The sequence below is a fragment of the Dietzia sp. Die43 genome (assembly GCF_024519835.1).
In the GTDB taxonomy this organism is placed as follows: Bacteria; Actinomycetota; Actinomycetes; order Mycobacteriales; family Mycobacteriaceae; genus Dietzia; species Dietzia kunjamensis.
Genome location: NZ_JALJRF010000004.1, coordinates 1 through 14,139, shown reverse-complemented (window position 1 = coordinate 14,139; position 14,139 = coordinate 1). Strand labels below are relative to the sequence as shown.

Sequence of the window (14,139 nt, the reverse complement as noted above, 5' to 3'; positions counted from 1 at the left end):
GGGGTCAGCGGCAACCACAGGCACTGATCTCGGCGGCGATCCGGTCGAGGACCGGGCGCGCGACGGCGGGGTCGGTGCCGGAGGACAGCAGGGCGAAGCTCATGGTGCGGCCGTCGGTGCTGGTCACCGAGCCCGCCAGGGTGCTCGTCCCGGCGAGGGTGCCGGTCTTGGCGCGCACCCAGCCGGCGCCGGCGGCGGCGGGGCCGGTGAACCGGTCGACCAGCGTCCCCGACCCGGCGGCCACGGGCAGGGTGTCGAGCAGGTCGCGCATCTCGCGGGTCGCGTCGGGTGCGGAGGCGGTGCGCAGGACGTCGGTGAGCACGGCCGCCGAGATGCGGTTGCCGTTGCTCATGCCGGAGCAGTCGTCCAGGCGCACCCCGGACATGTCGAGGCCACGGTCGGTGAGCGTGTCGAGCACGGCGGCGGTCCCGGCGGCGAAGTCGACCGGATCGTCCGGGTCGCGGTCCAGCGCCACCTCGCGGCAGATCGCCTCGGCCAGCACGTTGTCGGAGTGCACGAGCATCGAGCGGAGGCGATCGGTGAGCTCCGCCGACGACACCCTGCCCAGCTCATCGGTCGTCTCCACCGGGTCGGAGGCGACCCGCACGCGCTCCGGGTCCACGCCCAGTTCGCGGGCCAGGGCCCTGCCGGCCGCGAGGGCGGGTTCGGTCGTGCGGGGCGAGTACTCGTCGGCCGGGTCGAGGCGGCCGGAGTCGAGCATCCACGCCTCGATGGGCGCGATGTTGCCGGCCGGGATCTCCGACGGGGGCCAGCCGGGGCCCAGTCGCGGCCCGGTGTACGGGCCCGGGTCCACGACGATGCGCGCCGGGGTGAGCCCGGCATCGCGGACGACGTCGGCGGCCTGGGTGAGCGTGGCCGCGCCGGGGAAGAGCGGTCCGGGCTCGGCGCCGCCGGACATGGTGGGGTCGCCGCCGGGGACCACGACGAGCGTGTCCGGCTCGGCGCCGCGGGCGAGGACCGTGTCGACGCGGGTGTCGCCGGGCAGTCTGCTCAGCGCGGCGACCGCGGTGAGCAGCTTGGTCGTGGACGCGGGGACCATGGCGTCGCGAGGGCGGCGCTCCCACAGGACCTGTCCGGTCGCGTCGTCGACCACGCTGGCGGTGAGGTCGCCGACCGCCGGGGACGCCGCGAGGGGGCCGAGGATCTCCTCGAGGGCGGCGGGGTCCGGCAGGGGCGCCGAGTCGTCCGCCGCGTGCAGTCCGGGGTTCAGTTCCGCCGTGGTCTGCGCGGGGGCGCCGACGACCGCGCGGACGTCGTCCTCCACGTCGGTGAACAGCGCCGCCGCGACGAGCCCCGCGACCAGGAGTACGACGACGACGAACACGACCCCCGCCCGCCACACGAGCCCACGCCCGCGCCACACTCCGCGCTCGGTCACTCGTGCCCACCCTCCCGGACGCTGTCGCCTCCACTGTCACCGCCACCGGTCGCCACCGGCGGCTGCCGACGCTACCCTCGCCTGCCGTGCGTCGGACCCACGCTAGCGGCCCGCGTGACGGCGGCCACCCCCGGCGCCGGGGCCGCCTACTAGAATCGGCCCGGATTGTCCGGGAGAGCCGTCCCGGGTCCGGAGAATGACGATTTGTGAGGTAGCCCGTGACCGTCGAAGTGACCATCGAGATCCCCAAGGGTTCGCGTAACAAGTACGAGATCCACCACGAGACCGGCAAGATCTATCTCGACCGTTTCCTCTTCACCTCGATGGGCTACCCGGCCGACTACGGCTACATCGACAAGACCCTCGCCGACGACGGTGACCCCTGTGACGCCCTGGTCCTGCTCGACGAGTCCGTCTTCCCCGGCGTGATCGTCAAGTCGCGCGTCGTGGGCGTCTACACCATGTCCGACGAGGCCGGTGGCGACGACAAGCTGCTGTGCGTCCCCGCCCTGGATCCGCGCTGGGAGCACATCCAGGACGTCGACGATGTCCCGGACTTCGAGCTCAAGGCGATCGAGCACTTCTTCCTGCACTACAAGGACCTCGAGCCGGGCAAGCACGTCACCCCGGGCGAGTGGCGGGACAAGGCCCATGGCGAGAAGCTCATCGCCGAGGGCCTCGAGAACTTCACCGAGCACCCCGAGGAGAAGGCCGAGCCCTTCCGCGGCTGACGCCGTCTGGCCCGGCGCCAGGCCCGGCACGCGTGCGGTGCCGTGCCTGGCGCCGGGCCGGGACGCCGAGAAGAGCATTTCGCTCGTATCGCCCGAGTAGCGAGGTGCGAAACACTCTTCTCGGCGGACGGGGCGCGCGGCCGGCGGTCGGCGGTCGGCGGGGCGCGGTCAGCGGCCGGTGTACCTCGCCTCGCGCTTCTCCAGCGTCGAGCCGATGGCCTCCATCATGTCCGCCGAGGCCAGGAAGCCGGCGTTCCACGTGGCGACGTAGCGGTTGGACTCGTAGATCGGCCCCTCGATCGCCCGGTTGAGGACCTCGCGGGTGCCGCGGACCACCAGCGGCGGGTTGTCCGCGATCTCGGCGGCCGTGGCGTGGGCCGAGTCCAGCACCCCAGCGGCGTCGTCGGCGACGTGCGTGACCAGCCCGTAGCGCAGCGCGGTCTCCGCGTCGATGTCGCGCCCGGTCAGCGCCAGCTCACGGGTCAGCCCGGAGCCGATGATGTACGGCAGTCGCCCGAGCGAGCCCATGTCGGCGACGATGCCCACCTTGACCTCCCGGACCGAGTAGCTGGAGTCCGCCGAACCGTGGCGGACGTCGCAGGCCGAGATGAGGTCCATGCCACCGCCGATGCAGCGGCCCTGGATCGCGGCGACGGTGGGCGTCCTGGCCGACGCGACCGCGTCGACGGCGCGGCGCATGTTCTCCACGAAGTCCAGGATGCGCTCGTTACGCGAGGCGTCCGGGGTCTTGTCCTCGGGCAGGAACTCCATGAACTGCGGCATCATCGCCATCAGGTCCAGGCCGTACGTGAAATTGCGGCCCTCGCCGGCGAGCACGACGGCGCGGACCTCGGGGTCGGCGTCGAGCTCGGCCATCACGCGGGGCATCTCGGCCCAGAAGTCCGGGCCCATCGCGTTGTTGCGCCCCGGGCCGATCAGCGTCACCTGGGCGACGTGCGGGTGACGGGCACCCTTCTCGATGCGGACGGAAGCGTACTCGCCGGGAGCGGCTGAGGTGTCTGGAGTGCTCATGACCCCAGCCTGCCACGGGCCCCTCAGGCGCGGACTCGCGAGGCACGGGAATCGGGCATGACGAACCACAGGATCACGTAGATGAGCAGCTGCGGACCCGGCAGCAGGATCGAGGCCACGAACAGGAGGCGGACCAACGCCGGGTCCAGCCCGAAGTAGTCGGCGAGCCCACCGCACACGCCGCCGATCCAGCGGTCCTCCGACCGCATCAGTCGCTTGGGCCCGGAATCTGGGGAGTAGGTCATGACGTCACACCTCGTCGTCGTCGGGAAAGGGGGATCGGGGACCTCTCCCCGGTGACCTCCACTCTCCTCCCCGAGCACCCGCTCCGCATCGGGGAAAGACCCGATTCTCAGACCCTGATCCGGCGTCGGGGTGCGGTCCGCCCGGTTCAGGTGTGGAACTCGCCGCAGTCCACCGTGAGGGTCTGGCCCGTGACCGCGGAGGCGGCGTCGGAGAGCAGGAACAGCACCGGGTCGACGATCTCGCGCTCGGAGGGCAGGCGCCGCAGATCCATCTTCTCTGCGGTGTGGGCGTAGACGTCGTCGACCGTGCCGCCGTACTTGGTGGCCAGGTGCTCGAAGTACGCCTTGAGCGTCTCGCCGTAGATGTACCCGGGCGCCACGGTGTTGACGCGGATGCCCCGCGGGCCGAGCTCGGTGGCCAGGGAATGGCCCAGCGCGACGAGGGCGGTCTTGGCGATCTTGTAGCCCGCGTAGCGCTCGCGGGAGTGGTGGATCACCGCTGAGGCCATCATGACGACGGACGCGCTGGCGGGGGCCGCGCCTGTGGCGGAGTCGGTGGCGGCAGCGGCGCCGGTGGCGGGAGCGGCGCCGGTGGCAGGAGCGGCGCCGGCCTCGAGCAGCGCGGTGAACTCCTGGGTGGTGCGCAGGGCGCCGAGCACCGACAGGTCGATCCCGCGGGAGATCTGCTCGTGGTCGGTCTGCGCGAGCGGCTTCATGCTGGGCACCGCGAACGCGCTGTACACGAGCCCGTGGACGGCATCGGTGTGACCCTCCACCGTCTCCCGCAGTGCGCGTACCGACTCCGGGTCGGTGGCGTCCACGGCCGCGGCGATCGCGCTTCCGCCAGCCGCACGGACCTCCTCGGCGATCTCGACGACCCGCGACTCCGTGCGGGCGGCGACGACCACCGTCGCCCCCTGTGCGGCGGCCTGCAGGGCGAGCGTGCGGCCGAATCCCGGACCCGCTCCCACGATCACGACGGTCTTGCTGCTGAGGTTCTCTGTCATCCGCCTCACTTAACCAGCCCCGGGTGACCGCGGCGGGCAGTTCACCTACGCGGGATACGATCCGCGGGTGGCCACCATTCCCGCGCAGTATCTTCGCAGCTCACACGCCGCGGAACCCCGGACACTCCTCGACGTGTTCGACGCGGCGGCGACCCGCCACCCGGACGCGCCGTGCATCGACGACGGCACCCGGGTCCTGAGCTACGACGAGGTGGCGCGGACGATCCATACCTCCGCCCGATGGATGCACGACCAGGGCGTCGTCGCCGGCGACCGGGTCGGCATCCACATGCCCTCGGGCTCCGCGGACCTCTACCTGGCCATCCTCAGCACCCTCGCCGCCGGCGCGGCGTACGTTCCCGTCGACGTGGACGACCCCGCCGAGCGCGCCGAGCTGGTGTTCGGTCAGGCGCAGGTCGCGGCCGTCTACACCGCCGACGGCATGCTCGTCACCGATCCCGACCGGGCCACCGCACCCTCGCGACACCGCGGCCCGACGGTGGACGACGACTGCTGGGTCATCTTCACCTCCGGGACCACCGGCCTGCCCAAGGGTGTGGCCGTGACGCATCGCAGCGCCGCGGCGTTCGTCGACGCCGAGTCCCGGCTCTTCCTCACCGGCGCGCCGCTGGGCCCCGGCGACCGGGTGCTGGCGGGGCTGTCCGTGGCGTTCGACGCCTCCTGCGAGGAGATGTGGCTGGCCTGGGCCCACGGGGCGTGCCTCGTGCCCGCGCCGCGCTCGGTCGTCAAGTCCGGCCTCGACCTCGGCCCGTGGCTGCGGGATCGGCGGATCACCGTCATCTCCACGGTGCCGACCCTCGCCTCGATGTGGCCCGATTCGATGCTCGCCGGTATCCGGATGGTGATCCTCGGCGGCGAGGCCTGCCCTCCGGAACTGGCCGAACGCCTGGTCGGTGACGGTCGCGAGGTGTGGAACACCTACGGCCCCACCGAGGCGACCGTCGTCGCCTGCGCGGTCCGGCTGGACGGCGTCGGTGAGGTGTCGATCGGGCTGCCGCTGGACGGCTGGGACCTCGCGGTGGTCGATGCGGCGGGCGATCCGGTGGGCTACGGGGAGTCCGGCGAGCTGGTGATCGGCGGGGTCGGCCTGGCGCGGTACCTGGACCCCGAGAAGGACGCCCAGAAGTACGGGCCCATGCAGACCCTGGGCTGGGAGCGCGCCTACCGCTCCGGCGACGTGGTCCGACTCGAGGCCGACGGCCTGTACTTCAACGGCCGCGTCGACGACCAGGTCAAGATCGGCGGCCGCCGCCTCGAGCTGGGGGAGGTCGACACCGCCGTGTCCGCCCTGCCCGGGGTGAGCGCCGGCGCCGCCGCCGTGAAGAAGACCGACGCCGGCCAACCGGTGCTCGTCGCGTACCTGGTGGCCGAGCAGCCCGACCAGTTCGACCTGCCCGGCGCGGCCGGCCTCCTGCGCGAGCACCTGCCCGCCGGCGTGGTCCCGCGCCTGGCCCTGGTCGACGAGCTGCCGACCCGCACCTCCGGCAAGGTCGACCGCGCCGCCCTGCCGTGGCCGCTGGCCCAGACGTCGGCCGCCGAGTCGGAACTCGACGGCATCGAGGCGTGGGTCGCCGAACTGTGGTCGGCCGCCCTCGGGGCCGACGTCTCCGGGGTCGACGAGGACTTCTTCGCCCTCGGGGGCGGTTCGCTCGCCGCCGCGCACGTGGTGGCCCGCGTCCGGGAACGCTTCCCCGCGGTGACCGTCGGCGACATCTACGACCGCTCGCGCCTGGGCGACTTCGCCGGGTACCTCGACGAACTCGAACCGGAAGCCGAGGTCGAACCGCGGTACGTCCGACCCGTCGGCCGCGGCGCGCAGCTCCTGCAGGTGCTCGCCACGATCCCGCTCCTCACCATGACCGGCCTGCAGTGGCTCACCTGGGTGGGTATCGCCAACAACGTCGCCGTCGGCCTCGGGCTGCCCTGGGCGCGGCCGGTGTCGTGGTGGGTGCTCGGGATCATGGTGGTTCTGCTCCTGCTGCCCGCCGGCCGCATGCTGGTCACCGCCGGCCTGTGCCGGGTGCTCACCGCCGGAGTGACCCCGGGGACGTACCCGCGGGCGGGGTCGGTGCACCTGCGGATCTGGGCCGCCGAGCGGTTGGTCGAGGTCTCCGGGGCCGCCAATCTCGAGGGTGCCGGGTGGCTCACCCCCTTCGCGCGGTTGCTGGGGGCGCAGATCGGCCACGGTGTGGACATGCACACCCTCCCGCCGGTCACCGGCCTGCTCCGGGTGGGCGACGGGGCCTCGATCGAACCCGAGGTGGACCTGGCCGGGTACTGGATCGACGGCGACCTCGTGCACGTGGGCTCCGTGGAGATCGGCGAGAACGCGGTGGTGGGCGCCCGGTCCACCCTGCTGCCCGGCGCGGTGGTGGGCCGAGGTGCCCACGTGGAGATCGGGTCCGCGGTGGTCGGCACGGTCAAGGCCGGTAAGCGCTATGCCGGCTCCCCCGCACTCAAGCGTGGCAAGCGTGGGTCGAGTTGGCCGGCCGAGCCCGCGCCCCACAACCGGTTCTGGAGCCTGGTCTACCAGTTCTCCGCCGTCGCGCTCGGTGCGATGCCGCTGGCGGCCCTGCTCGCGGGCCTCGCGCTGGTGGCCTGGGGAGCCCGCGGCGCGGGCGGCCCGGGCGAGATGGCCCTGCTCGCCGCTCTGTGGTCGGTCCCCGCCACCCTCCTCGCGCTCGCACTCTTCGCCGTGGCCACCCTCGGGGCGGTCCGGCTGCTGTCGATCGGCCTGGACCCGGGCTTCCACCCGGTCCACTCGCGGATCGCCTGGCAGGCCTGGTGCAGCGAGCGCCTCATGGACGCCGCCCGGAACTGGCTCTACCCGCTCTACGCGTCCATGCTCACCCCGGTCTGGCTGCGCATGCTGGGAGCCAGGATCGGCAAGGACGTCGAGGCCTCGACCGTGCTGCTCATCCCCGCCCTCACCACCGTCCGCGACGGGGCGTTCCTCGCCGACGACACCATGGTCGCACCGTACGAACTGGGCTCCGGATGGATGCGTCTGGAGCACGCCCAGGTCGGCAAGCGCGCCTTCCTCGGCAACTCCGGGATCGCCTCCGCCGGGCGGAAGGTGCCCGCGCGCGGCCTGGTCGCCGTGCTCTCGTCGGCCCCTCAGAAGGCCAAGAAGGGCACCTCGTGGCTGGGGTCGCCGCCGCAGAAACTCCCTCGCGCCGTCGCCGACACCGACGACGTCCGCACCTACCAGCCGCCGCGACGGCTCAAGGTCGCCCGGGCGGCGTGGGAGACCCTGCGACTGGTCCCCGTGTGGATGTCGTTCCTGCTCCTGGTCAGTGTCCTGGTGGTGATGCAGGAGCTCCACCTGAAGTGGGGCTTCGGCGTGGCGGCACTGACCTCCGGGCTGACGCTCGCCTACGCGGGCCTGGTCGCCCTGGTGGTTGCCGCGCTGGCCAAGTGGATCCTCGTGGGCCGAATCCGCGCGGGCGAGCAGCCGCTGTGGTCGTCGTTCGTGTGGCGCAACGAGGTCGCCGACTCGTTCATCGAGTTGCTCGCCGCGCCGTGGATGGCCCGGCCCGCGTCGGGCACCCCGGTGATGAACGCGATGCTGCGCCTGCTGGGCTCACGGATCGGCCGAGGCGTGTGGTGCGAGTCGTACTGGCTGCCCGAGGCGGACCTGATCTCCCTCGGCGACGGCGCCACCATCAACCGCGGGTGCGTGGTCCAGACGCACCTGTTCCACGACCGCATCATGCAGATCGACCGGGTGACGATCGAGGCCGGCGCCACGCTGGGGTGCCACTGCGTCGCGCTACCGGCGTCGTCGATCGGCGACGGCTCGACCGTCGGCCCGGCCTCGCTGGTGATGCGCGGTGACCGCATTCCGCCCGGCACCCGTTGGCAGGGCAACCCGATCGCACCCTGGCGGGGCTGAGCCGGTGGGCGGGTCAGCCGCCGGCGATGGCCCGCAGCGCCGCCAGGTGGGACGCGTAGGCCTTGCGTCCGTCGCGGGTGAGCGACAACCACGTCCGCGGTCGCTTGCCGACGTACCCCTTGCTGACCTTGACGTATCCGGCTTTCTCCAGCACCGATGCCTGCTTGGACAGTGTCGAGTCGGTGACCTCGACCGCGTCGCGGATGGTGGCGAAATCCGCGTAGTCGACGCCGGCCAGGGCCGCGACGATGGAGAAGCGGACGGGCGCGTGGATGACCTCGTCCAACCGGTGGCGGGCGTGCCCTCCCGATCCGCCGCCCGCCCCCGAGGCGGAGCCCCCCGATGCAGCCGGGGTGCTCGTCGTCGTCTCGTCGCCCGTCATATGACCGCCCGTCGTCTCACCGCCCATCTTCTCTCCGCTCACCGATCGGATCCCCGCCGGTCGATGATCGCGGCGGCCACCAGGCCGGGCAGGGCGACGAGCAGTACCCCGAGGAGGTACCACCAGGTCGTGAGCCCGATCGTGGTGCGGACGACGTTCAGGCCGGTGACGACGACGAGGATCATCACGCCCGATCCCGCGACGCCCCACGTGTAGGTCCGTCCCGATCCGCGGGGGCCCGCCTTGATCGCGCGTCGCTGCCAGAAGATCGCCACGAACAGCAGCAGTACGTACGGCACGAGCGCCCAGTTGGAGAACATGATCGCGACTGTCCCGATCCCCATCAGAAGCGAGATGGCCGCGGCGAACGCCGCGAACAGGCGGGCGTCGTGCCGGGAGCTGACCGGTGGGCGCCCCTCGGCCTCGGCGAGCATGCGGGCGGCCTCCGCTCGATCGACCTCGCCGGTGCTGGAGTTCTGCGGGTCCATGGGTCTGCCTTCCGTCGGTGCCCCGGGGGAGTTTCCGCCGCGGAGTGGTATTGAGAGTAGGCAAGTGCTTTCCAGTTTGGCAACTACTTTCTCGGGATCGGCCACGTCTCGCGTCGAGAAGGGCGTCGCCGGACGCGGGTCCTCTAGACTCGCGCAGGTCATGGAATTGAAGGCAGTGAAGTCAGACCTCGTCGCCCGGATCGCGTCCCCACGCACGCCGTCGGGCGCCGACCCGGTCGACCCCTACCTGCCCGGCGCGGGCAACCACGGATATCGCGTCACGCGCTACGAGCTGGACCTGAACTACAAGGTGAGCCCCAACAACCTCCGTGGCGAGGCGGTGATCACCGCGACCGCCACCGAGCCGCTGGAGACGATCCGGCTCGACCTCTCCCCACACCTGACCGTGTCCAAGGTGCTCCTCGACGGGGGCCGCGTCGCCCGCTACACCCGGCCCCGCGGCAAGCTCTCGATCACCCCCGCCGAACCGCTCGCCGTGGGATCCGCGTTCACCCTGACCATCCGCTACTCCGGCAACCCGAAGCCGATCCGTGGGCCGTGGGGCGAGGTGGGCTGGGAGGAACTGACCGACGGGGTCCTGGTCGCGGGCCAGCCCAACGGTGCCGCCAGCTGGTTCCCCTGCGACGACCACCCCTCGGCGAAGGCCCCGTTCCGTATCAGGCTCACCACCGACTCGCCGTACCGCGCCGTCGTCACCGGCACGCTGGTCGGCAAGAAGCGCAGTGGCAGCACGACCGCCTGGGACTTCGACCTCCCGCACCCCACCTCCCCCTACCTGGTCACCGTCAACCTCGGGCAGTACGACCACCTCGAGGCCACCGACGGGCCGGTGCCGTTCCACGCCTTCGTCCCCGCCGACCTCAAGCGGGGATTCCGGCAGGCCTTCGCCCGGCAACTCGAGATGATCACCGTGTTCTCCGATCTCTTCGGCCCGTACCCGTTCGACAGCTACAAGGTCGTGGTGACCGACGACGAACTCGAGATCCCGCTCGAGGCGATGGGCATGTCGACGTTCGGACGCAACACGTGTGAGGCCGCGGGCCGGCCGGACTCGGACGAGCGACTCATCGCCCACGAGCTGGCCCACCAGTGGTTCGGCAATGCCGTCACCATCGCCGAGTGGAAGCACATCTGGCTGCACGAGGGGTTCGCCTGCTACGCCGAGTGGCTGTGGACCGAGTTCTCCGGCGGCGCCGACGCCGGCAGTCACGCCCTGCGCTATTACTCCAAGCTGCAGAATTCCCCGCAGGACCTCCTCCTGTCCGACCCCGGACCGGAGGACATGTTCGACGACCGTGTCTACAAACGCGGCGCCCTGACCCTGCACGCCCTGCGCCTGACGATCGGCGACGACCGCTTCTTCGACCTCCTCCGCACGTGGGTGGCGACGTACTCCGGTAGCACGGTCACCACCGACGACTTCCTCCACCTGGCCGCCGACCACTCCCCCGTCGACCTGCGCCCGCTGTGGAACGCCTGGCTGTTCTCCGAGCCCCTGCCGCCGACCCTCGGTATGCCCGATGACGACACCGGCAGCCACTGAGCCGACGCCCACCACCGGCCGCTCGGCCGCGGGCGGGATGCGGGCACTGACGTTGGCGACCGTGTTCGCCGCGGCCTCCGGGTACCTGGTGATGCTGGTGGCCGGCCGCGCACTCGGCCCGGCCGACTATCCACTGTTCGCCACCTACTGGGGAGCGTTCTTCGCCCTCGGCGGCGTCGCCAACGGGCTGATGCAGGAGGTCACCCGCGCCGTCCGCTCGGCCCGCGTGGGTGGGACCGGCACGGTCGGCGCGCGGCCGCCGCGGTCGGCCGTCCGGTTGCTGCCGGCCGGGCTCACGCTGGGCCTGGTCCTCGCGGCCGCGGTGGCCGTGAGCGCACCGGCCTGGCCCGCGCTGGGCCTGCCCACGTTCTCCGGCGTCGGCGTCGCCATCATGGCGTTCGGCATCCTCGGCTTCACCCTCCAGGCCGCCACCGCGGGCGCCCTGTCGGGAACCGAACGCTGGGGCCTGTACGCGGTCCTGCTCACCGTCGACGCGGCGCTGCGCCTGGCCGTGGCGGGCGTCGCGTGGTGGCTCGGCGACGCCGGTCTCGGATTCGCCGTGGCCACGGTCGCAGGCGCCGTCACGTGGGCGCTGCTCATCGCCCTGTCCCCCGCCACCCGCGACGCGCTGGCCTCCGCCGTCGACGCCGGCCGCCGGCGCTTCTGGCGCAACACCGGGGCAGCCATGCTCGCCTCCGCCGGCACCTCGGCCCTGGTGACCGGGTTCCCGCTGTTCGTCACCGCCACCGTCCGCGCGGACGATCCGGCCCCACTCGTCGGCGCGGTGATCCTCGCCATCACCCTGACCCGCGCGCCGTTGCTCGTGCCGCTCACCAGTTTCCAGAGCGCGATCATCGTCTACTTCGTCCAGCGCCGCGCCCGCGGACCGCGGTCGCTGGCCGCCCCCCTCGGCCTGGTGACGGCGGTGGGGATCGTGGGAGCGGGGGCCGCGTGGCTGGTCGGCCCGTGGCTGATCCGCGTGTTGTTCGGCGGCGACTTCGAACTGCCCGGTGCGGTGCTGGCCGCCCTGACCGCCGCGTCGGTGGGCACCGCCGCCCTGATGGTGACGGGCAACGCGGCGCTGGCCTTCGACCGCCACCTGCTCTACAACGCCGGGTGGTGGGTCGCGGTCGTCGCCGCGGCGGCCCTCCTCGTCGCCGTCCCCGGACCGCTCGACGTGCGCGCCGCGATCGCGCTCCTCGCGGGCCCCGGCATCGGGGTGGCGGTCCACGTCACCGGCCTGGCCGTGACCGCGCGCCACCCGGAAACCGACGCATGACCGACGTCCGTCTGCTCGCCCGCCGGGGCGGCGAACTCCTCGCCGCCCTCCTGGTCGCGGCCGTGGTCGGTGCCCTCACGTTCACGGGAGTCGACGCGCTGCCGTTCGTCGAACCCAGCTGGCTGCCCGAGACCTTCGGCGCGACCCTCGCCGCGGGGGTCGTCATCCTCGCCGGGTGGCTGTTGCTGCGCAGGGCCACTGGCGGCCGGGCCCTGTGGCTGCTCGGAACCGCCGGGCCGGCCTTCCTGGCCTCCTCCCACCTCGGACTGCTGCTGAACGGCACGCCGCACTACCTGTTCGGCCTCGGCGGCGACCAGCTCAACCGCGTCGCCTACGTCACCCGCTTCGCCGACTCCCCCGCCCTCGCCGACCCCTTCTACGCCGACGCCGCGCCCTTCTACCCGCCACAGTGGTTCTGGGTGGGCGGGCAGCTGTCCCGGATCACGGGCATCGACGGCTGGGAGTTCTACAAGCCGTACGCCATCGTCACCATGGCCATCGCCGGCGCGATCGCGTTCGTGGCCTGGCGATGGCTCGTCCCCGCGCGGCTTGCCGTCGTGTTCGGTCTCGTCACCTCGGTCATCGGCGGGCACACCAACGCCTACGAGCCCTACTCGTGGATCCTCATCTGCCTGCTCCCGCAGGTCGTCGTGGCGACGTTCCTCCTCTGCGCACGGGTGGCCGCCGCAGCCGGATCCCGGACGAGCCGCGGACCCACGTGGCCGCTGGTCGCGACGACCGGCCTGTACCTCGGCTGGGCTGCGCTGGGCTACACCCTCATCGCGGGTGTCGCGGCGCTGCTGGTGGGCCTCGTCGTCGTCATCCATTCCTGGCGATACCGCACCGATCGTGCGGTGGTCCTCGCCCTGCTCGGCCGCCTGGCCGCCATGGCGGCGATCTCCGCGGCGATCGCACTGTTGTTCTGGCACCGATTCCTGCTGGCCGCCCTCGGCGGCGCGGACACCGAACCCTCGGTGGCCAACGACTTCGCGCCCGAGATCGCCTCGCGGTGGCCGCTGCCGATGCTCGAGGTGTCCGCCGTCGGGCTACTGTGCCTGATCGGCGTGGTGTGGCTGGTCGTCACCGTCTGGCCCGACGGAGCCGGCCGGGCCTCCGAGCGCGCGGCGGCGACGTTGCGAACGCGGATCGGCACCGAGCACGACACGGACCACGTCGCCGACACCGACGCCGACGGCCCTCTCCCCCCGACCGATCGACGGCTCGTCCTCGCACAGGCCCTGGGCCTCACGGCGGTGACCGTCCTCGGGTGGTACGTGCTCTCGGGGCTGCGGGCGGTCACCGGCAGCACGCTGCTGCCGTTCCGGATGATCCCGATCATCACCCTCGTCCTCGCCCTGGCGGGCGTGGTCGGCGCGCTGACGCTGGCCCGGTGGGCCGTGCGGACCTCTCCCGACCGGTCCCGTGGCCGCGTCACCGCCGCGGCGGTGGTGGTCGCGGGCCTCGCTGCCGTCCAGATGGTGCAGCACGTCTCCGGGGAGGATGCGGAGTTCGCCGCCGAAGCCCGCGGGTTCCCCGCGGTGCCCCGCGACGTGCTGGACGCTGTGGACGACATGACCGGCGACCGGGCACCCTCGGACCTCGTCCTGCTGACCTCGGATCCGACCCTCTACGCCTACCGGCCGTACTTCTCGTTCCAGGCGCCGGCCCAGGCGTACGCCACGCCGGCCGGCCGGTACGAGGAGCGCCTCGACGAGATCCGGAGCTGGGCGGACACCGAGACCCCCGGAGAGCTGACCGCCGCGCTGGACTCGAGTGAGTTCCGCAGCCCCGACGTGCTGGTCCTCACCCGCGAGGGGTCCCGCCGCTGGGTTTTCCCCGCGATCATCAACCAGATGCCCCGGGTCCAGAACAACGCGCGCGAGGAGATCGTCTTCCGGCCGCGGCAGTTCGACGATCCCGCCCGCTTCGACGTCCGCGAGGTGGGGTCGCGGATGGTGATCGTCCGTCGCTGACGCGTTCCGCCAGCCACCCCTGGGCCACGTGATCATGCCGCCTCCTGCCTGGTGGCGAGTCGGTCAGCGATCGCGGCGTCGAGGTCGTGGAGGAGCGCGAACGGGAGTATCGGCGCTTCCAGC

Annotated in this window: 11 protein-coding genes; 5 read left to right on the top strand and 6 right to left on the bottom strand. The window is 72.4% G+C overall.

The window, feature by feature from the left end; all coding sequences use genetic code 11:
• Positions 1-4: 4 nt before the first annotated feature.
• The gene (gene dacB, locus NR111_RS04070; RefSeq protein ID WP_256820002.1) at positions 5-1,399 is read right to left on the bottom strand and encodes a D-alanyl-D-alanine carboxypeptidase/D-alanyl-D-alanine-endopeptidase; all 1,395 of its coding nucleotides are present in this window, start codon (positions 1,397-1,399) and stop codon (positions 5-7) included.
• Between the two features lie 218 nt (positions 1,400-1,617).
• Here dacB and NR111_RS04065 point away from each other — a divergent pair, with 218 nt between their 5' ends.
• On the top strand, positions 1,618-2,130 hold the full coding sequence (locus tag NR111_RS04065) for an inorganic diphosphatase (protein ID WP_067711556.1): 513 nt from the start codon (positions 1,618-1,620) through the stop codon (positions 2,128-2,130).
• A 168-nt stretch (positions 2,131-2,298) separates the two neighbouring features.
• Here NR111_RS04065 and NR111_RS04060 read toward each other — a convergent pair whose 3' ends face one another.
• From NR111_RS04060 to NR111_RS04050, 3 genes are all read right to left on the bottom strand, one after another.
• Positions 2,299-3,162, bottom strand: coding sequence for a crotonase/enoyl-CoA hydratase family protein (locus NR111_RS04060; RefSeq protein ID WP_256820001.1), 864 nt, complete (start codon positions 3,160-3,162; stop codon positions 2,299-2,301).
• 23 nt (positions 3,163-3,185) lie between these two features.
• Positions 3,186-3,407: a PspC domain-containing protein gene (locus NR111_RS04055; protein ID WP_067711554.1), complete on the bottom strand. Its 222-nt coding sequence runs from the start codon at positions 3,405-3,407 to the stop codon at positions 3,186-3,188.
• Positions 3,408-3,553: 146 nt separating this feature from the next.
• Positions 3,554-4,414: an SDR family oxidoreductase gene (locus NR111_RS04050; protein WP_256819999.1), complete on the bottom strand. Its 861-nt coding sequence runs from the start codon at positions 4,412-4,414 to the stop codon at positions 3,554-3,556.
• A gap of 67 nt (positions 4,415-4,481) precedes the next feature.
• On the opposite strand from NR111_RS04050, the gene NR111_RS04045 reads away from it, so the two are divergent.
• The gene (locus NR111_RS04045) at positions 4,482-8,330 is read left to right on the top strand and encodes a Pls/PosA family non-ribosomal peptide synthetase (protein WP_256819998.1); all 3,849 of its coding nucleotides are present in this window, start codon (positions 4,482-4,484) and stop codon (positions 8,328-8,330) included.
• A gap of 13 nt (positions 8,331-8,343) precedes the next feature.
• On the opposite strand, the gene NR111_RS04040 is transcribed toward NR111_RS04045, so the two are convergent.
• The gene (locus NR111_RS04040; RefSeq protein WP_256819997.1) at positions 8,344-8,754 is read right to left on the bottom strand and encodes a transcriptional regulator; all 411 of its coding nucleotides are present in this window, start codon (positions 8,752-8,754) and stop codon (positions 8,344-8,346) included.
• Positions 8,751-9,200 (bottom strand): hypothetical protein, encoded by a 450-nt coding sequence (locus tag NR111_RS04035; RefSeq protein WP_256819996.1) that lies wholly within the window; start codon positions 9,198-9,200, stop codon positions 8,751-8,753. Before NR111_RS04035 ends, NR111_RS04040 begins: the two co-directional genes overlap by 4 nt.
• Before the next feature lie 160 nt (positions 9,201-9,360).
• On the opposite strand from NR111_RS04035, the gene NR111_RS04030 reads away from it, so the two are divergent.
• From NR111_RS04030 to NR111_RS04020, 3 genes are read left to right on the top strand one after another with little or no spacing between them, the layout of a single operon-like run.
• On the top strand, positions 9,361-10,764 hold the full coding sequence (locus tag NR111_RS04030; RefSeq protein WP_256819994.1) for a M1 family metallopeptidase: 1,404 nt from the start codon (positions 9,361-9,363) through the stop codon (positions 10,762-10,764).
• Positions 10,742-12,043, top strand: a complete 1,302-nt coding sequence (locus NR111_RS04025; protein WP_256819993.1) for a polysaccharide biosynthesis protein — start codon at positions 10,742-10,744, stop codon at positions 12,041-12,043. Before NR111_RS04030 ends, NR111_RS04025 begins: the two co-directional genes overlap by 23 nt.
• Entirely contained in the window at positions 12,040-14,016 is a 1,977-nt protein-coding gene (locus tag NR111_RS04020) for an arabinofuranosyltransferase (protein WP_256819991.1), read from the top strand. Before NR111_RS04025 ends, NR111_RS04020 begins: the two co-directional genes overlap by 4 nt.
• The last annotated feature ends 123 nt before the right edge of the window (positions 14,017-14,139 follow it).